Origin of the sequence: Paenimyroides marinum, from assembly GCF_900108395.1 — a bacterium.
Lineage (GTDB): Bacteria > Bacteroidota > Bacteroidia > Flavobacteriales > Flavobacteriaceae > Flavobacterium > Flavobacterium marinum.
The window spans coordinates 68,707-88,594 of sequence record NZ_FNXE01000006.1 but is presented as its reverse complement, the minus strand read 5'-3'; the positions used below and the strand labels follow the sequence as shown (position 1 = coordinate 88,594).

Annotated in this window: 20 protein-coding genes; 8 read left to right on the top strand and 12 right to left on the bottom strand. The window is 34.1% G+C overall.

Features of this window, described 5'->3' with window-relative positions; translation table 11 throughout:
• Positions 1-36: 36 nt before the first annotated feature.
• From BLW20_RS03725 to BLW20_RS03715, 3 genes are all read right to left on the bottom strand, one after another.
• Positions 37-873 carry an ATP cone domain-containing protein gene (locus BLW20_RS03725; RefSeq protein ID WP_091096482.1) on the bottom strand — a complete coding sequence of 279 codons (837 nt, stop codon included), beginning with the start codon at positions 871-873 and terminating at the stop codon, positions 37-39.
• On the bottom strand, positions 870-1,274 hold the full coding sequence (locus BLW20_RS03720) for an acyl-CoA thioesterase (RefSeq protein WP_091096480.1): 405 nt from the start codon (positions 1,272-1,274) through the stop codon (positions 870-872). The genes BLW20_RS03725 and BLW20_RS03720 overlap by 4 nt, the downstream gene beginning before the upstream one ends.
• 168 nt (positions 1,275-1,442) lie before the next feature.
• Complete coding sequence (locus BLW20_RS03715) at positions 1,443-1,955, bottom strand: DUF305 domain-containing protein (RefSeq protein WP_091096478.1); 513 nt, start codon at positions 1,953-1,955, stop codon at positions 1,443-1,445.
• 287 nt (positions 1,956-2,242) lie between these two features.
• On the opposite strand from BLW20_RS03715, the gene metK reads away from it, so the two are divergent.
• The 4 genes from metK to BLW20_RS03695 all read left to right on the top strand — a co-directional run bounded on the left by metK (position 2,243) and on the right by BLW20_RS03695 (position 6,926).
• Positions 2,243-3,529, top strand: a complete 1,287-nt coding sequence (gene metK, locus BLW20_RS03710; protein WP_091096476.1) for a methionine adenosyltransferase — start codon at positions 2,243-2,245, stop codon at positions 3,527-3,529.
• Between the two features lie 121 nt (positions 3,530-3,650).
• Positions 3,651-5,024: a 30S ribosomal protein S6--L-glutamate ligase gene (rimK, locus tag BLW20_RS03705; protein WP_091096474.1), complete on the top strand. Its 1,374-nt coding sequence runs from the start codon at positions 3,651-3,653 to the stop codon at positions 5,022-5,024.
• 17 nt (positions 5,025-5,041) lie between these two features.
• On the top strand, positions 5,042-5,731 hold the full coding sequence (locus BLW20_RS03700) for an SIMPL domain-containing protein (RefSeq protein WP_091096472.1): 690 nt from the start codon (positions 5,042-5,044) through the stop codon (positions 5,729-5,731).
• A gap of 4 nt (positions 5,732-5,735) precedes the next feature.
• Entirely contained in the window at positions 5,736-6,926 is a 1,191-nt protein-coding gene (locus BLW20_RS03695) for an LETM1-related biofilm-associated protein (RefSeq protein WP_091096470.1), read from the top strand.
• Positions 6,927-6,982: 56 nt separating this feature from the next.
• Here BLW20_RS03695 and BLW20_RS03690 read toward each other — a convergent pair whose 3' ends face one another.
• The 7 genes from BLW20_RS03690 to BLW20_RS03660 all read right to left on the bottom strand — a co-directional run bounded on the left by BLW20_RS03690 (position 6,983) and on the right by BLW20_RS03660 (position 13,359).
• Positions 6,983-7,465 (bottom strand): ABC transporter ATPase, encoded by a 483-nt coding sequence (locus tag BLW20_RS03690; RefSeq protein WP_091096468.1) that lies wholly within the window; start codon positions 7,463-7,465, stop codon positions 6,983-6,985.
• A 3-nt stretch (positions 7,466-7,468) separates the two neighbouring features.
• Positions 7,469-8,062 carry a hypothetical protein gene (locus BLW20_RS03685; RefSeq protein WP_091096466.1) on the bottom strand — a complete coding sequence of 198 codons (594 nt, stop codon included), beginning with the start codon at positions 8,060-8,062 and terminating at the stop codon, positions 7,469-7,471.
• A gap of 1 nt (position 8,063) precedes the next feature.
• Positions 8,064-8,855 (bottom strand): (Fe-S)-binding protein, encoded by a 792-nt coding sequence (locus BLW20_RS03680; protein ID WP_091096464.1) that lies wholly within the window; start codon positions 8,853-8,855, stop codon positions 8,064-8,066.
• Between the two features lie 33 nt (positions 8,856-8,888).
• A complete protein-coding gene (locus BLW20_RS03675; RefSeq protein ID WP_091096462.1) occupies positions 8,889-10,229 on the bottom strand; it encodes a 4Fe-4S dicluster domain-containing protein in 1,341 nt (446 codons plus the stop codon).
• A 55-nt stretch (positions 10,230-10,284) separates the two neighbouring features.
• The gene (locus BLW20_RS03670; RefSeq protein ID WP_143037730.1) at positions 10,285-11,241 is read right to left on the bottom strand and encodes an MlaD family protein; all 957 of its coding nucleotides are present in this window, start codon (positions 11,239-11,241) and stop codon (positions 10,285-10,287) included.
• Between the two features lie 19 nt (positions 11,242-11,260).
• Positions 11,261-12,406, bottom strand: coding sequence for an N-acetylmuramoyl-L-alanine amidase family protein (locus BLW20_RS03665; protein ID WP_091096458.1), 1,146 nt, complete (start codon positions 12,404-12,406; stop codon positions 11,261-11,263).
• Between the two features lie 188 nt (positions 12,407-12,594).
• A complete protein-coding gene (locus tag BLW20_RS03660; protein ID WP_091096495.1) occupies positions 12,595-13,359 on the bottom strand; it encodes an N-acetylmuramoyl-L-alanine amidase family protein in 765 nt (254 codons plus the stop codon).
• A gap of 113 nt (positions 13,360-13,472) precedes the next feature.
• On the opposite strand from BLW20_RS03660, the gene BLW20_RS03655 reads away from it, so the two are divergent.
• Positions 13,473-16,160, top strand: a complete 2,688-nt coding sequence (locus tag BLW20_RS03655) for a putative LPS assembly protein LptD (RefSeq protein ID WP_245725269.1) — start codon at positions 13,473-13,475, stop codon at positions 16,158-16,160.
• A 39-nt stretch (positions 16,161-16,199) separates the two neighbouring features.
• A complete protein-coding gene (locus BLW20_RS03650) occupies positions 16,200-16,580 on the top strand; it encodes a Rid family detoxifying hydrolase (RefSeq protein ID WP_091096454.1) in 381 nt (126 codons plus the stop codon).
• 233 nt (positions 16,581-16,813) lie between these two features.
• Here BLW20_RS03650 and fsa read toward each other — a convergent pair whose 3' ends face one another.
• Positions 16,814-17,470, bottom strand: a complete 657-nt coding sequence (gene fsa, locus BLW20_RS03645; RefSeq protein ID WP_091096452.1) for a fructose-6-phosphate aldolase — start codon at positions 17,468-17,470, stop codon at positions 16,814-16,816.
• Positions 17,471-17,512: 42 nt separating this feature from the next.
• Positions 17,513-18,352, bottom strand: coding sequence for an SDR family oxidoreductase (locus BLW20_RS03640; RefSeq protein ID WP_091096450.1), 840 nt, complete (start codon positions 18,350-18,352; stop codon positions 17,513-17,515).
• 79 nt (positions 18,353-18,431) lie between these two features.
• On the opposite strand from BLW20_RS03640, the gene BLW20_RS03635 reads away from it, so the two are divergent.
• Positions 18,432-19,439 carry a M28 family metallopeptidase gene (locus BLW20_RS03635; RefSeq protein WP_091096448.1) on the top strand — a complete coding sequence of 336 codons (1,008 nt, stop codon included), beginning with the start codon at positions 18,432-18,434 and terminating at the stop codon, positions 19,437-19,439.
• An 85-nt stretch (positions 19,440-19,524) separates the two neighbouring features.
• Positions 19,525-19,854, top strand: a complete 330-nt coding sequence (locus BLW20_RS03630) for a hypothetical protein (RefSeq protein WP_091096445.1) — start codon at positions 19,525-19,527, stop codon at positions 19,852-19,854.
• Positions 19,855-19,888 lie beyond the last annotated feature (34 nt).

Genomic DNA, 19,888 nt, shown 5'->3' with positions numbered 1-19,888 from the left:
AAAGAAGCTGCCCTTTTGGGACAGCCTCTTTCTTAATTATCTTGCAAGCAATTCTTTTGCTTCATTTAAAATTATTTTTTTTCTGTCATCGCTAAATTTAAAATGATCTAACAATACCGGATTTCTAACCAATTCGCGTACTAAAATACAATTTTTAGACAACAATATTTTTTCCTCTTCTTTTGTTAAAGTGGTTAAACACGTTATGGGATATAATCCTTGTTTGTCGGTTAATTTCTTTATACTATATTCTTCCGGATAATTCCAGCTGATAAGATTTATATGGTAACACTCTGCAAAGGCAATACTATCCGAGGTAAAAAAAGCATTTGTAATAAGGAAACCTTTATTGGGCTTAAAAGATCTGTTAAAAAAAGTAAATTCTCTGTTTTTTAAATCATTAAATCTTGATAAAAAATACATGGGCGTGGTTACACTAATTTTAGCATCAATATCATTTCTGAATTTGCACTCACATACAATATCTGTATCGCGATTAGAGATTACTACATCAATTTCATGATTTACCAATGATTCTCCTGTTAATTGTTGACCTGTTATAGTATCATACCCCTGTACCTCGAAAACCTTGGCAACCCATTTTTCAAAATAAAAACCTTCTGGTCCTAAATCTTGTAAAGCTCTTTTTAAACTATATCGCGCAGCAATAGACGACCTGATTTCTTTTAAAAGCTTAAAAGCTTTTTCGTAGAGTTCTTTTGTGGTAATGCCATTATATATTTCTTTTTCAATTTTTTGGCAAATTTTTTCCGCATCAATTTCGTCAGCACCAGAATTCAGTAACGATTTTCGCAAACTATCTTTAGAAAATGGGGCTGTTTCACCTGATTGTTTTGTAATTAAAACACTCATACCCCTGGTTCTTTTTTAGACAATCGTTCACTCACATATTCAATTTGGTTTTTACCATGCAATTTTGGTTTTCCATTGCTATCCAAATTAACCATGGTAATCTGATCTACTGTAATAATTGTTTCATGTGTCATTTTATTACGCACTTTACATTTTAGCACAATAGATGTATTGCCGAACTTTACAACATCTAAACCAATTTCAACAATGTCTCCTTCTTTTGCTGATGCCATAAAATTTATTTCAGACATAAATTTAGTCACAACATGCGAATTTTCTAACTGAATAATACTATATAATGCAGCTTCTTCATCAATCCAAGCTAATAATTTTCCACCAAATAGTGTTTTGTTTGGATTTAAATCTTCTGGTTTAACCCATTTCCGTGTATGAAATTTCATATTTGTATCTATTTTTTTACTAAAAGTACATTCTACAGTTTAATTTTCCTATAAAAAGTAAGAAATTCTCAGTGAAAATTTTAAGTGAACTATTTAGTAAATAATATGCTACAATAAAAAAAGCTGTCCAAATCAGGTACAGCCTTCTCTTCCATTTTAACTTAAACCTTATTTCAGCACATCGAAATACAATTTTTGTTCGTATAAAATATTTCCATAACGATTTTTTAAAGAATCATAGGTTTCGTTATCTAATATTTGCGAAGAATTTTCATGTATGGTTTTCTTCAAAAAATCTTTGTAGTATAAAATAAACACATTGTCAAAACCATTGTTATCAGCTATTGAAAGTTTATATAACTCTCTCTGGTTTTCATCTGAAAGGTTTTCACCTGAAGACACATTGACTACAGTTTTGTATTCTTTCAACATTTCTTCTAATTTAGGCAGGTTTTCCAATAAGTACTTTTTAAGTTCTTCATCAGAAACTTTTTCGCTTCCTATTTTAAAAGCTTTTACTTGAAACTCTAAATTAGAAATCTGTTGAGTGATAAAACCACTTTCTGCATTTAAATTTTCTTTTTTAGTAGCTAATGATTTAGTACTTTTTTCTGTTTCGGTGGTTTTATTGCATCCTACTAATAAAAGACCGATGAGTAATAAAAAATAATTTGTTTTCATAAAGCTGTTCAATTTTTAAATAAAAATACAATAAATTATTTAAATAATTCATTATTAATACGTTTAATTTTAAATCAATGTAAAAAAAATTTAGTTCTCATGTATTCTTTACAAATAAGAAACATGAAAAAATAGGATAAATTAAAAATCTTTGTTGTACATTTGTATCATAATTCCGAGGAAAAATTTGACTGATTGCAACCTCTTTAAAAAATGCTAAAGCAGAATACTACTTTAGTAAGAGCATACATATTAGTTTCCTCATTAACATAAAATTCAAACTAATTATGGCATATTTTTTCACTTCTGAATCTGTGAGCGAAGGACATCCTGATAAAATTGCAGATCAAATTTCAGATGCACTAATTGATAACTTCTTGGCTTTTGATGAAAATTCAAAAGTAGCTTGTGAAACATTGGTTACCACCGGTCAGGTAATTTTGGCAGGAGAAGTTAAATCAAATATTTATTTAGATGTACAACAAATTGCACGCGATGTAATCAAGAAAATTGGTTACACTAAAAGCGAGTATATGTTTGACGCTAATTCGTGCGGTATTTTATCTGCCATTCACGAACAATCTGCTGATATAAATCAAGGTGTTGACAAATCTAATAAAGAAGAACAAGGTGCCGGCGACCAAGGCATCATGTTTGGTTATGCTACAACCGAAACGGAAGATTATATGCCTTTGGCGTTAGATTTATCGCATAAATTATTGCAGGAATTGACAGAATTACGCAGAGAAAACAACGAAATTACTTATTTGCGTCCTGATGCTAAATCGCAGGTTACTTTGGAATACGGTGACGATAACAAACCCAAACGAGTGGTAACGATTGTGTTATCTACCCAACACGACGATTTTATTAAGCCTGAAAACAATTCTGCCGAAGCTAAAAACAACGCAGAGAAAGCCATGCAGGATCAAATCAAAAAAGATATTGTAAGCATCTTGATTCCGCGTTTGTTAAAGAAATATCCGCAATACCAACCTTATTTCAACAATGAAATTACTTACCACGTGAATCCTACCGGAGTATTTATCATTGGAGGACCACACGGCGATACAGGTTTAACCGGACGCAAAATTATTGTGGATACTTATGGTGGAAAAGGAGCGCACGGCGGTGGTGCTTTTTCCGGAAAAGATCCAAGTAAAGTAGATCGTTCTGCGGCTTATGCGGCAAGATACATAGCTAAAAATCTTGTTGCTGCAGGTGTAGCAGACGAACTTTTGGTTCAGGTTTCCTATGCTATTGGAATTGCAGAGCCAATGGGTGTTTTTGTGAATACGTACGGAACATCAAAAGTAGGTTTAAACGATGGTGAAATTGCAGGAAAAATCCAGGAATTGTTTGATCTACGACCATATCATATTGAACAAGTTTTAAAATTAAGAAAACCTATTTATAGCGAAACTGCGGCTTACGGGCACATGGGACGTAAAACCCAAACGGTTACCAAAACATTTAAAAGCCCAAGCGGAGAAGAAAAAATAGTAGAAGTTGAATTATTCACCTGGGAAAAGTTAGATAAAATAGACGTTATAAAGCAAGCGTTTAGTTTGTAATCTAAACATCGGAAATAATTTATACAAGTCGCTTTTAATTTTAAAAAGCGACTTTATTTTTTTGTTAATTTGTAAATTATTTTATTTTTTTAGATACATTAGTTTGTTCAAAATATTTTTTATGACTGAGAAAATTATTGTTGGAAGTGAGGAGTGGTGTGCATTACCGGATTTAAAAGTTCCGGCAATAAAGGTCCGTGTTGATTCTGGTGCAAAAACCTCGGCATTACACGCCGAACAAATTACTCCTTTTGAGAAAAACGGTGAAACCTGGATAAAGTTTCTGATCCATCCCATTCAAAAAAATGTAAAAAGTGCTATTTTATGCGAAGCTAAAGTTATTGACCGACGCATTGTAAAAAGCAGCACAGGTACACGCGAAAGCAGATATGTAATCAATACAGAATTATCTTTGGGTGAAAAATCATGGACAATTGAATTAACTTTAACCAATCGGGATTCTATGGGGTTCAGGATGCTTTTAGGCCGTGAAGCAATGACCGGTAAAATTATTGTTGACCCCGACGAGCATTTTAAATTTGGCATTGTTACACCAGAAAAAATAAAAGAATATTACAGTCCCACAACTCAAGAGAATAAAGGATTTAGAATTGGAGTGCTTGCAAGCAATCCCGATTTATATTCAAACCAGCGAATTATTGAAGCAGGTGAATTGCGTGGCCATGAAATGCATTTTCTAAATATTAAACATTGTTATATGAAGTTAGATGCGCTTCAGCCTGAAATTCATTATCGTGGCGGACGTATCTTAAATGATTTCGACGCCATTATCCCAAGAATCCGTCCAAGCATGACTTATTATGGATGTTCGTTAATTCGTCATTTTGAAGCACTAAAAGTTTTCAGTTTAAACAATGCAGCATCCATAACCCAGTCGCGCGATAAATTATTTTCGTTACAATTATTGTTGAATCACGGAGTAGATATACCTACTACCGGATTTGCTAATTCTCCGCTTGATACCAGTGATTTAATCAATATGGTTGGTGGTTCGCCATTAATTATAAAATTATTAGAAGGAACTCAAGGAAAAGGTGTGGTTTTGGCAGAAACTAAAAAAGCTGCCGAATCGGTTATAAATGCCTTTAAAAGTTTAAATGCCAATATTTTAGTTCAAGAATTCATCAAAGAAGCCAACGGAAAAGATCTTCGCTTATTTGTTGTTGACGGCAAGGTAGTGGCTGCAATGCAACGCGAAGCTTTACCTGGAGAATTCCGGGCAAATATCCATCTAGGCGGAAAAGCATCTGTGGTAAAAGTGACTGCAGACGAGAAAAAAATTGCCATTAAAGCTGCAAAAGCCATGAATTTAAAAGTTGCCGGCGTAGATATAATCCGTTCATCTAAAGGACCTTTGCTGTTAGAAGTAAATTCTTCTCCGGGATTAGAAGGTATAGAAGGTGCAACTGGCAAGGATATTGCAGGGGAAATGATAAAAGCCATTGAAAAAAGTTTTAAATGGCGTAACATTTAATTTTAAAAATAAAAACTATGAAAAAATTTCTTTATTTATTTTCGTTTGTAATTCTAACATTTTCAGCTATGGCACAGAACAACACCATTACACCACAAGTAAACGTAAACGGCGAAGGGTCCATAAAAATTAAACCCGATTACGCCATTATAACCATGGGAGCTGAAATTAAAGATGCAGATTCTGTAAAAGCCAAAAAACAAAACGATGAAATTATTGCCAAAATGATCCAGGTAATCAAAAAAAGTTCAGTAGATGAAAAAGATTATCAAACACAACGGGTGAATCTTTACAAAAGCAGAGATTACCAAGAGAAAAAAGATTATTTTGTAGCAAGCCAAACCATTACCATTACTTTAAGAAATTTAGATAATTACGAAAGTTTAATGGCAGATTTAATAACTGCAGGTGCAAACAACATTCAGGGAGTAGAGTTTAAATCGACTCAAACAGAAAAATTTGCATCAGAAATCAGAGCCAAAGCTGTTTTAGACGCTAAGAAAAAAGCCGAAGATTATGCAAAAGCATTGAATCAAAATATTGGTAAAGCTTTAATCATCAGCGATCAGTCATCGGTTAATATTCCAAGAGTTTACGCAATGAAAACAGCCGCTTTTTCAGCAGATGCAGCTGCACAGGAACAAACATTGGCTGTTGGTGAAATTGAAATATCAACTAATGTAAATGTAGTTTTTGAACTAAAATAATTTTATGAACCCATCAAAAGAATTATGGATTACAAAGTTTTTTAAACTGAGTAATCCATCTTTTTTTATCAATCAAACTGAAGAAACATTTTACGATAACATTCGTAAAACCGGTTTTGTGTATGGATTTACCACACAAGCAATTCAAGCGGTTTTTAATTCATTTGATTTAACGCATGAAGAATACACCAAAATTGTACTTCTTGAGGCTTTGTACGGAACTTTTGTACTTACTAATAAACAAACCAACGTCAAAGAATTTATTCGTTTAGCAGAAGATTTCTATAAAAAAATAGATGAAGCAAAAACAGATTCTTACTTCTCGTTCATAAAATTTGAGTCTAAAAAAGCGTATGCCTCGTTAGAAAAAATCATAAATGAACGCACTACCCGATCATCAAATTATCTTGATAAAACTTTTTCGCACCACTTATCTAATTTTTTAATTTTTACCGATGTGCTGTGCTTTAAAAGATTTTTAATGAATGAAACCGAAATTTTAGATTACTACAAATATCTGGAACAAACCATTGCCTATTTAACAATGATCAGTTTCAACCAGAAACAGAACACATCAAAATACGATGTTAAAATTCAGGAAGTAATCAGTAATTCGTTAAAATACAATTCTTTGGATAAATTCAATATTCAGCTTTCAGAATTAGATCTGTCAAACATTAAAACATTTTACGGCAAGGCTTATCTTCATGACATTACGTTAATGATTTTATGGAACGATGAAAAGATTGATGATAAAGAATTCAACTTTATCTTAAAGTTACAAAAGGTATTAGATTCACCGAAAGAATTTACAAAACAATCATTGCAATTTATGACCGATTTTATTGAAAGTAACCGGAATGAAATTCCTTATTTTCAATTTTCGCATCCGTTAAAAAAATTGTACAAACATACTAATAAAACGGTTACTTTATTAATTAAACGAAACAAAACGGCTTTAATTAAGGAATTAGAAAACAACAAACTACTAATGCAACTAGTTTTTAAAGCTGCGTATTCTAACTTAGATAAAAAGGAAAAACAGCAATTAAAAAACCAGTTTATAGAGTTAGGGAAAACCATTCCGGCATTTACCATTTTTTTAATTCCGGGCGGTAGTTTGCTGTTACCAATTTTGATAAAATTATTACCCGAAATTCTACCAAACTCGTTTAATGAGAATAAATACCGCTGATTAAAACCTCATTAAAAGGATATAAAAAAATCCATCTTTACGATGGATTTTATATATTAAAAAAACCGGCTATGCCAGCTTTCGCCTGCCGGAACTTCCCAGAATTCTTCAAATTCTTCAATGGTATTTACCAAGTTATTAAACACAATGGTATTGGCGTTAACTGCTTTTTCTTTTGCCATTTTCTTGAAATCAATCAATGATTTATGTGCAATAAACTCACCTGTTTTATAGGTTACATTCATTTTGTCTAATAAATCAACGCCCAATTTTTGCTCTAATTCTTGAATAACACGAACCGATGCATCAATGGAACACCCCGAAGCCGAATGATAGTCCTGATCTACAGCTAATATAATGAAACGATTATATTTTATCTGATAGGAAGCTTTTAAAGGCGTACTGTGAGCTGCCCATTCGTCAACAAATTTTTTTAACAATTCATCGACCGATGCCACTTCATCATCTGATAATTTTCTATTTGACTGATAAATCCATATTCTTGAGGATTTTGGCAGTTCATCAAAAGGTACATACATATTTTATTTTTTTTCTAAGTAAGATACTATGTTATAATTTACAAATTTACCAACTTTTGCGTCATAAATCTCGGAAACATAATATGTTACTTCTATTTCATCGTCTAAACTTAACAAGTTATCAGTCAGTAGATAAGAAGTTTCAAAGCTGTTTAAAAACAAAAATTCATGTGTTTTTCCTGATTCTTCTTTGATAATAAACGATAAAAATTGATTCTTAATTGTTTTGTGGAATTTACCTGTTACCTGTTGGTAGGCAGTTTCTTCAAATGTAGCTTCTTCATTACCAACAAAAAATTCAAAGATTTCGGGGCATTTTAATCCTAAATACAATCCAATATCTTCTCCCATTGTGCCCATTACCCCTTCGTTTGTTAAGTAATTTTTCCCGTAGTAATGTTCAATATCTTCTTTATAGTTGTTTACCGCTTTCAGCATATAAACACCCATGGTAAATTCAGATTTTACTTCAATGTTTTTTTCGGCAATTTCATTACAAATATTGTCTGCAACTGCGATTAACAGATCAGTTTTAGAGAGTGTTTGTGCAGTTACCATCTGGCTAATAAAAAAGAGGAATAATAAGCCTTTTTTCATATTACAGATCCTGAGCGTTAGCAATTAATTCTGCAACATCCATTACTTTCACTTCTCCTTCTTTATGGTTAAATTTCACACCGTCAGTCAACATGGTATTACAAAACGGACAACCTGCCGCAATGATATTTGGATTGCTGTCTAAAGCTTCTTCTGTGCGTTCCATATTAATGTCTTTGTTTCCTTTTTCAGGTTCTTTAAACATTTGTGCACCACCGGCACCACAACACAATCCGTTGGCTCTTGAACGTTTCATTTCAACTAATTCAGCATCTAATTTCTGGATCAGCTCACGCGGAGCTTCATACACTTTATTGGCACGCCCTAAATAACAAGGATCGTGGAAGGTAATGCGTTTTCCTTTAAATTGTCCGCCTTCAATAGTTAATCTGCCTTCATCTAACAACGATTTTAAAAACTGGGTATGATGAACCACTTCGTATGTTCCGCCTAAATCGGGATATTCGTTTTTAATGGTATTGAAACAGTGCGGACAAGCGGTTACGATTTTCTTTACTTCATAACCGTCAAACACCTGAATATTCATCATTGCCTGCATTTGGAACAGAAATTCGTTACCGGCTCGTTTTGCGGGATCTCCCGTACACCCCTCTTCGGTTCCCAATACGGCAAATTTTACATTAGCTCTATTTAAAATGCGTACAAACGCTTTGGTAATTTTTTTTGCTCTGTCGTCAAAACTGCCTGAACAACCTACCCAAAATAAAACTTCGGGTTGTTCGCCTCTCGCCATCATTTCTGCCATGGTTGGCACTACTAAACTTTCTGACATTTTTAATTGTTTTAATTATTGTTGTGTATGTTGTTAGTTTTCGTCTTTCCAATTTAAACGATCCATTTGGCTGTATTGCCAAGGTGCGCTGTTGTTTTCAATATTGGTCATCATGGTATTCAACTCCATCGGAGCAGCACTCTGTTCCATAACCAGAAAACGACGCATATCCATGATGATAGACAACGGACTGATTTCGATTGGACATTCTTCTACACAAGCATTACAAGTGGTACACGCCCATAATTCTTCTGGTGTAATGTAATCGTTTAACAATGTTTTGCCATCTTCAACAAAAGTTCCTTTATTGGTATCGATGTTTTTACCTACTTCTTCTAAACGGTCGCGGGTTTTCATCATAATTAAACGTGGCGACAATTTTTTTCCTGTAATATTTGCCGGACAAACCGATGTACAACGGCCACATTCGGTACATGAATAAGCATTTAACAATTGTACCTGGTTTAAATCCATCACATCTGATGCTCCAAATTTTGAAGGAACGGCATTTTCATCAGGAGCCGGTGCAGCAAAAGGATCTGCATTAGGATCCATCATTAATTTCACTTCATTGGTAACAGATTCTAAATTATTAAATTGCCCCAAAGGGTTTAAATTGGCAAAAAACGTATTTGGGAATGCCAATAAAATGTGCAGGTGTTTAGAAAAATACAGGTAATTTAAAAAAGTAAGTACCATGATAAAGTGTCCCCACCACCCTATTCTTTCCAATATATGCAAAGTGCCTTCACTCAAAGATCCAAAAACAGCAGGACCAATAAATTGAGAAATGGCAAAGTTAAAAGAACCTTGTCCTTCAAAATGAGATTTACCCATGTTATACAAAGCCTCATCGGTTCCGTTCATTGTGAAAATGCATAACACCAGGACGATCTCCATTATTAAAATCAGATTGGCGTCTTTTTTGGGCCATCCTAATAATTCTTTCATATTTAAGCGGGGAAGTTTCAGTAAATTTCTTCTTGATAAAAAGAAAATAGTTGCTGTTAAAGCGGCTACTGACAATACTTCGATCAAACTAATCATAAACGTATAAAAACCGCCAAGAGGTTCTTTAAAAATACGGTGCGTACCAAAAATTCCGTCAATAAAAATTTCGATCAGCTCAATTTGAGTAATCATGAAAGCAGCATAAATTGCAAAGTGCAACAATGCCGGCACGGGTCTGGTAAACATTTTCTTTTGCCCAAAAGCTACAAGAAGCATGTTTTTAATACGTTCTGAATACCTATCGGTACAGTTTACCGGCTGCCCCAGCTTTATATTGCGGTAGATTTTTTTTGCGTTTATGGCAAATAAACCAAAACCTGCAACTGTTAAAGCTATAAATAAAATACTGCTTAAAATCTGCATTACTGTAATAAATTAATTATTGTTTTGTTGTATGTTGTTTTTGTATGTTTTGTTTTTATGGTTTTACAGGTTCTTCATAAGGTGCTGCTTTTTTACCAAAAACCGAAATGTTTATGTAACGGCGTGGATTTAATTTAACATCTTCTAATAATTGATTGAGTTCTTTCGTAGCATCTTCTAAATTTTGATACAGCTGTTCCTCTTTCATCAATTTACCCAGATTGCCTTTACCGCTGTTTATATCGGTCATCATGTTATCTAAATTTGATGCGGCACTATCAAATTTATTAAGGATATCCTGTAATTTTTGTAACTGAATTTTATCCAAATCGTTAGAAAAAGCCGAAAGGTTTTTCGATGTGGTATTAAAATCGCTTACGATGTTATTGATTTTGGTTTCGTTGCTTGATACAATTCTGTCAAATTTACCTGTAATGGCATTGGCATTAGTCATGGTAGCGTTTAACTGTGCCAAGGCATCCTGTAAATTCTTTTGTGCTGCCGGATCTAATGTTTTGTTGATGGTTTGAACCAAAATGTTTACATTATAAAGAACCGAATCAAGTTTTTTTGCAATAGGATCTACTTTTTCGCCCAATCCGTCGATTAATCCTGTTAAGCTTCCTGCTTGCAGGTAGTCGCCGCTTTGTGCCAATTCAGGATCTTTGTAATTGATTTCTAAAGCAATTTGTTTTCCACCGATAAATCCCGGCGAATAGATAATTGCTTTTGATGATTTTGGCACATCTACATTTTCAGTCATCATTAGTTCAACTAATAATTTACCCTGATCTTTTAAAGAGATGTGATGTACTTTACCAACCACCATACCGTTTATTGTAACAGATGAAGCAGTTGACAAGCCCTCTACATTATCATATTCAACAAAAAATGTCCTTGAACTGCTGAAAATGTTTTTTCCGTTTAAAAAGGTGTATCCCCAAATTAACATTCCTATAGATAATAACACCAACACGGCTGTTTTTACCTCTCTTGATATAGCTATTTTCAATTTTTATGTTTTATAGTTATTATTTTATGGCTTCTTGTATGCTTATTTTTTTACCGTTCTTATAAGCAACTAAAAATGCCGATGTGTATCCTTTGTTTTTAGCAACTTCTAAAGCTTTGCGGGCATGGTTGTAATCGGTGGTTTCGTTATAAAAATATTTGTACATTGTACCTTCTTTCAGCATGGTGATGTTATCTAACCCTTTAAAATTTGCCGCGTTTAATTCTACATTTTTACTGCTTGCCACAACTTGCACTCTAAACAATACTCCTTCTTTAGTTACAACAGCCGGTTTAGAAGCATCGATAGAAGATGTTTTTGCAGGTTCAACAGGTTTTTCTACTTTTTTAGGCTCTTCTTTTGGTACTTGTTTTTCTTCTTTTGCAGGAATATTCTCACTTGCCGAATGGTGTTGTTTTTTATAATCGATGATCGCGTTTGCAATACTGCGCGCCATTTCATTTTTACCTTCTTCTGAATTCAGATAAGCACCTTCTTCGCTATTTGATAAGAATCCCATTTCAATTAAAATGCTTGGCATAAAGGCACCATGTAAAACCAGATAAGGGGCTTGTTTAACACCTCGGTTTTTACGATTGGCATCATTGGTAAATCGGGTTTGTACTTTTGAAGCCAACTCAATACTTTGTGTAATAAACTGTTCTTGCATTAACGTTAAACCAATCAGCGATTCTGGTCTGCTGGGATCATATCCTGCATAATGCGTTTCATAATTCTCTTCTAACGTAATAACGGCATTCTCTTTTTTCGCCACTTCTAAATTTGACGCATTTTTACTCATACCCATTACATAAGTTTCTGTACCTGTTGCACTTGGCGCATTAGCTACCGCATTTGCGTGTATAGAAACAAAGATATCTGCTTTTTCGCGATTGGCAATTTCGGTACGTTCTCTTAATTCTAAAAAGACATCGGTTTTACGGGTGTAAACCAGGTCTATGTTTTTATCTTTTTTAAGCAACTCGCCTACTTTTAAAGCAACATCTAATACAATTTTCTTTTCGGCATAATTACCACGAACAGCACCAAAATCGTGAGCACCATGACCAGGGTCTAAAACTACTTTAAATTTTTGTGCATAAACTGTTGAGCCCACACACATTAATAAAACACCCACAGCAGTTTTAAAGTTCTTTATAAACATAGCATATTTATATTTCGTTACTTTATTAAAATCTAAAATTAAAAAAAATATTAGTACGTGCGGAATCTAAAAAAAGCACACCTACAATTTTACAAAAATAGCATATAAAAATTGCATACAAAAGTAATATATACCGTTTTTAATACGAATCCGATAAGTTTAGGTTTTTTTAGAAATTTTTTATGCGATTAATTGCTTTGGATGTTTCTCTTATAATCAATAATTGCTTTGGCAATAGAACGTGCCAACTCATCTTTACCTTTATCGGAACTAATATAAGCTCCTTCGCTGCTGTTTGATACAAAACCCAATTCAATTAAAATACTTGGCATCAACGCACTATGTAAAACCCAGAAAGGTCCTTGTTTTACTCCTCTGTCAGTTCTTTTTACTGTATGTCTAAAGCCTTTCTGAACTTTTGAAGCCAGATCAATGCTTTGTTTAATGAATTGTTCTTGCATCAACGTTAAACCTATAAGCGATTCCGGTTTGTTGGGATCGAATCCTGCATAGTGTTTTTCGTAATTATTTTCGAGGGTGATCACCGCATTTTCGCGTTTTGCCACTTCTAAATTGGCTTCGTTTTTACTCACACCCATAATAAAAGTCTCTGTTCCTGATGCTTCGCGGTTTTTTGCCGCATTTGCATGTATCGAGATAAACACATCTGCTTTTTCACGGTTTGCAATTTTAGTTCGTTCTGCTACTTCTACAAAAACATCGGTTTTCCGTGTATAAATCACTTTAATATCCTTATCTGCCTTAAGCAATTCGCCTACTTTTAAAGCAACATCCAAAACAATTTCTTTTTCAATAAAATTTTTATAAGCCGCGCCCGAATCTTTCCCCCCATGCCCGGGGTCTAAAACCACCTTAAAACTTTGGGCATAAACCGTTGATCCAACACATACTAAAAAAAGACCTAAAGTACTTGTAAACTTATTTATAAACATAGTATATTTTATATTTTCGTTTCTTTTTAAAAACGCCAAAATTAAAAAAAAATATTAGTAAGTTTGGAGTCTAAAAAACAAACCCGAAATTCTATCATAATAGTATCCAAAAATTGCATACAAAAGTACTATATATCGTTTTTAATCTGATTGTAATTCCGACAGCTGTAAACAAGGTTTCAGCACAAGAATTTCCTCATGTAAACAAACGTTTAGATATTGAAAACAAAAGAGATACGCTTGTAAATCCTTTAACACCCGGCACTGCTTCAGATACGATAAAAAGAGACAGTGTGCAACCTAAACAAACGCAAAAATTAGAAGCGCCCATGTTTAGAACGGCTAAAGATTACGAGAAATTAGATCAGAAAAATAAAAAGGTTACATTGTACAACCAGGCGGTTTTTAAGTATCAAGATTACGAATTAACGGCCGGGGTGATCATTTATGATTACGAAAAAGAAGAAGTTTATGCCGGCAGAATTAAAGATTCGGTAGGAAATTTAGTACAACATCCGGTTTTTAAACAAGGAACGCAAGTTGTAGAACCTGATTCTATCCGTTTTAACACCAAAACAAAAAAAGCAATAGTTTGGAACGCCCGGACAAAATACAACGATTTTAACGTTAAGGCAGAAAAAACAAAAAAAATAAACGATTCTGTTTATTTCCAAAAAAATATCATTTTTACAACAGCCGAAGATATTGATAATCCGGAATATTACTTTCAAACAAAAAAGGCAAAATTTGTTCCCAATAAAAAAATCGTTACCGGAGTTACCAATTTGGTTATTGAAGATGTACCCACGCCTATTGGTTTGCCGTTTGCTTTTTTTCCATTATCGCAAGGATCTGTTTCCGGATTTATTATTCCGTCATTTGGTGATACCAATTTAAGAGGATATTATTTGCAAAACGGTGGATATTATTTTGCGTTTAACGATATGATTGACTTAACATTGTTGGGAGATTACTATACAAAAGGAACTTTTGCTTTAAATGCACAATCGCAATATAGAAAACGTTACAAGTACAACGGAAATTTTAACCTCCGATATGAAAATATTGTAGAGGGTGAGCGTGGATTTGATGATTACATGAATGCCAAAATTTACAATATCCAATGGAGCCACTCGCAAGATGCCAAGGCAAATCCCAATTCGCGTTTTGCAGCATCGGTAAACTTGGGTAGCAGCAGTTATTTCCGCAACTCTTTAAACACACAGAATATTGGTTCAAATATGAATAACACATTATCATCATCGGTAAGTTATTCAAAAACGTTTCAATCAACACCGCAGGCAAATTTAACCATTTCGGCAAATCACACCCAAAATACCAATACCCAGCAAATAACCATGACGTTGCCAAATGTGCAGGCAAGTATTGACCGTGTATATCCCTTTGCTCCAAAAAACGGATCTAAAAAAGGAATCATCCAAAATTTAAACTTACAGTATAGTTTAAGTGGTCAAAACCGAATTCAAACCACCGATTCGCTTTTCTTTAAATCAGAAATGTTTAAGGAAATGGATGCCGGTATTCAGCACAGTATTCCATTGGCTACCAACTTTAAGCTATTTAAGTATTTTTCGGTTTCGTTAACAGGTAGTTATACCGAAACTTGGGTGATGAACACCTTTAACAAAGCGTACAGTTACGAAACAAACAAACCGGAAACCGTTCGCAATAACGGTTTTGACAGTTTTCGTACGTATAATTTTGGAGCAAATATGGGAACCACTTTATACGGAACATTTAATTTCAATAAAAATTCAAAAATTCAGGCAATACGCCACGTAATGCGTCCGTCGGTTTCTTATACCTATACACCAAGTTTTGATCAGTATTATGATACATACGCCATTGATGCGTTGGGAACTACCATGCAAGAATATTCTCGTTTTCAGGGAACCTTGTTCGGTGCCCCTAACCAAACAATGTCAAACCTTGTAAGCTTATCGTTAGGGAACAATTTTGAAGCAAAAGTACGCGATGACGAATCAACAACCGGCGAACCAAAAAAAGTAATGCTTTTAAATTCATTAAACTTTGGTACATCGTATGACTTCACTGCCGATTCGTTAAAATTAAAACCCATCAGCATGAGTGCCAACACTAATTTATTGAAAGAGAAACTACGATTGAATTTAGGTGCCACTTTAGATGCGTTGGGTATAGACAATGCAGGAAGAAGAATTGACAAGTTTAACATTGCAAACGGCGGTAGTTTGCTTCGCTTAACCAGTGCAAACATTACCGTAAATTATTCATTGGCAAGTACCGATCCTTTGTTTGGCGGAAGCCTAAATCCTGAAGACGATGAACAAAATCAAAATGTACAAAACGGCGGTCGTGGTGATGATTTATTTGGTCAATCAGTTGATTTGGCAGACAGACAAAAATCAATGTTTGATGAAATCAAGCGCAAAGAAACCAAAACATCATTTTACAATACCGAAATTCCGTGGGATTTAACTTTTGCCTGGAGCTTAACTTATAACAACGCAAGTAGAAATTCAGAAATTACCAACAATTCATTAATGGTTTCAGGAAACGTAACTTTAGCCCCGGGTTGGGTTACCGGTTTTTCTACGGGATACGATTTCAAAAATAAAGGCGTTACTTACACCCAATTGCGTTTTGAACGTGATTTGAAATCATGGCGAATGGATTTTTCATGGATTCCAAATGGTTATTACAAGCAATGGACATTCTTTATCGGGATCAAATCTTCTATTTTACAAGATATCAAATACGAAAAACGAAATTCAGCCGAACGCCGTTTTAGAAACAGATAATATAACAAGATACGTTTCAAATTATAAAAATATAAGCAGATGAAAAAAATCATTAATTCTTCAAAAGCACCCGCTCCTATCGGACCTTATAATCATTCGGTAATGGTAGGCGATTTATTGTTTATTTCAGGACAAATTCCGTTTAATCAGCAAACTGAAACATTGGTTACAACTGGCATTCAAGACGAAACCAAACAGGTTATGCAAAACCTTGAATATATTATCAAAGAAGCTGGTTTAACATTTGAACATGTTGTAAAAGCAACCATTTTTATTAGAAATATGGACGATTTTGCATTGATTAACGAAATTTATGGAAGTTATTTCTCCCCGGAAACAGCTCCGGCACGTGAATGTGTGCAGGTTGAAAAATTACCACGAAATGTGAACATCGAGATCTCAATGATTTTGCATAAATAAAAAAATCGAACTTTAAGGAGGCCGCTGAAAAAGTCTTTTGATGAAGGAAATAGGAGGATACATGAAAATAAATAGAATTATATTCTGTTGATTTTCAGTGTTATAACAAAATATAAAAGAGCATTTTTACAGTAAAAATGCTCTTTTTTTTGATATGAGTATAGTTTTTCAGTGCCCTCAACTTTAAGTTTGAGGTCTTTATTGAATATTATTCAGAATTTTCCTTCAAACACCTACTTATTTCCCTTAGCATAATCGGCTAAAAACTGCTCTAAGCCTAAATCGGTTAATGGATGTTTTAGTAAGCCTAAAATAGAGCTTAAAGGACCTGTCATCACATCTGCTCCAATTTTTGCACAGTTTACAATATGCATAGTATGGCGGACAGAAGCTGCTAAAATCTGAGTTTCAAAAGCATAATTATCGTAAATCATTCTGATTTCGTCGATTAAATTTAAACCATCGGTTGAAACATCGTCTAAACGACCTATAAATGGTGAAACATAGGTTGCTCCTGCTTTTGCGGCCAATAACGCCTGACCTGCCGAAAAAACTAGTGTTACATTGGTTCTAATACCTTTATCAGAAAAATATTTACACGCTTTTACCCCGTCTTTTGTCATCGGGATTTTTACCACAATCTGCTCATGTAGTTCCGCCAACTCCTCACCTTCTTTAATCATTCCTTCATAATCGGTAGCAATTACTTCAGCAGAAACATCACCATCAACAATAGCACAAATATCCACATAATGTTTCAAAATATTGTCTTTACCTGTAATTCCTTCTTTAGCCATTAACGACGGATTGGTGGTAACACCGTCTAACACGCCTAATGACTGGGCTTCTTTAATCTGTTCAAGATTTGCTGTGTCTATAAAAAATTTCATTGTGTTGTTGTTTTAAAAAATTATTATTTGCTTTATAGTTTGTTATTCTGAATGAAGTGAATCTGCGTTTAGATTCCTCTTTATTTTATAATGATTCATCAGCATTTTTTCATAGACCGTATCAGGCAAGATCTTTTTTAGAAAGATAGAAAACTTTTGCATAAAAGCACCTACTTTATAATGCACTTTTGGATTTTTTGACCGAATAATTTTATCAATTGCCTGAGCCATTTCTATAGGATCTCCGCCATCATTTACATGTTCATTTATCGTTGCCAATTGCTGACTATAAATTTCTTTATAAGGCGAATGATCTAATAACGGAGCATGAAATCTGCGTGAAGCAATATCGGTTGCAAAATCGCCGGGTGCCACATTAGCCATTTTAATATTAAACGGTTTTACTTCCATTCTAATCGATTCCGTAATTAATTCCAAAGCACCTTTCGATGCCGAATAAATCCCGCGATAAGGCAATCCCATATAACCTGCAATAGATGTTATATTGATGATCAAACCTGATTTTTGTTTCCGCATAAACGGCAATACCGCTTTCATCATTTCAATGGGACCAAAAACATTGGTATGAAAATTATTCTGGATTTCTTCTAACGGAATTTCCTCTACAGGTCCGGTAATCCCCACACCCGCATTGTTAATTAAAACGTCGATTTTTCCTTCTTTTCTAATAATCTCCTGAACGGCTTGTTGTATCGTTTCAGAATTTCGAACATCAATAGCAACTAACGGAAATAAACTATCGGTTACCTGTTGCGGATTCCGACTGCTGCCATAAACTATGTATCCTTTTTTTTGCAGGAAATTCCCCACAGTTTTACCAATGCCCGACGATCCGCCGGTAATCAATACAACTTTACCCATTTTTGATTATTTTCAACAAATATACAATAGCTATTTGTAAAATTAGTATTTTAGTTGATGTAAACTTAAATACTGAAAAATGAAGGTTAAGAACACCGTTTTCTTTTTTATGGCAGTTGCCGCTTTGCATTCCGGAACAATTCATGCTCAGAAAGACCGTGTACGCGATATGATGGAACATTTGTCTAAAGACGAATTAATTAAACATTTAACGATTATTGCCGGTGATGAAATGGAAGGACGAAAAACGGGCGAACCTGGGCAAAAAATGGCAGCAAATTACATCAGGAATATCTATAGAAACCTTGAGATAGCTCCACTTCCAGGAACCGAAGATTATTTTCAAACCGTTCCGTCTGATGCTATGAAAAGAATGTTTAGCCCGAAATTAAACGACAGTGAAAATGTAGCAGCGTATATTAAAGGAAGCGAAAAACCTGATGAATATATTGTTATTTCAGCTCATTATGACCATGTGGGCGTGGCAAACGGAGAAATTTACAACGGAGCCGACGATAACGGAACGGGAACAACAGCTTTATTAGAGCTGGCACGTATGTTTAAAATTGCTGAAAGAAACGGAAACGGTCCTAAACGATCAGTTATTTTCTTGCATTGTACCGGTGAAGAATACGGTTTGCATGGTTCACGTTTTTTTGTGAATTCTAAAATTATTCCGTTAGAACAAATTGTTGCCGATTTAAACGTAGACATGATTGGACGATGGGATTTTACCTACGAAAAATCAAAAAAAGACTATATTTATTTAGTGGGGAGTGATAAATTAAGTACCGAATTACACAATCTCTCTGAAACAATGAACAAGAAATACACGAAATTGCATTTAGATTATACCTATAATGACGACAAACATCCCGAAATGATCTATTACCGTTCTGATCATTACAACTTTGCAAAATACAACATTCCGGTTATTTTTTATTACAGCGGCGAACACGCCGATTATCACAAACCGACAGATACCATAGAAAAAATTGATTTTGACCAGATGCTGAAACGCACACAATTAATTTTTGTAACCGCCTGGGAATTAGCAAACAGAACCGAACGTATTAAATTAAAATAAATGATGTTAAAATTTTAAAATTATTTTGGAAATAAAAAACAAAATTATAGATTAGTGTTGTTATTAACAAATAAATTATTTTTATGTGAAAACAATTTTAGCAACGTTATTCTTTTTAGGATTAACAACATTAGGTTTTTCACAAACCAAAACTGCTGCTGGTAGTGCTTTTATAAGTAGTCAGGGTGACGATTACATCTCAATAAATTGTGAAGGAGAAGCAAGTATATGTTACACAATAACACCGTACGCTGGCGATGGTGGTTATGTAAGATTTACAGTTCCGGCACTTGAAATTGATATTGTTGCGCCTGAAAGCAGTATTACTGTAAACGGGCAATCCTTTGATGAATTACCACCTAACTTGCCTGGAAATACTGATTATTTTATACAATTCCAAATGGTAGAAGATTAATAAAAATTTCAATTAAGCTAAACAGAGGATTATT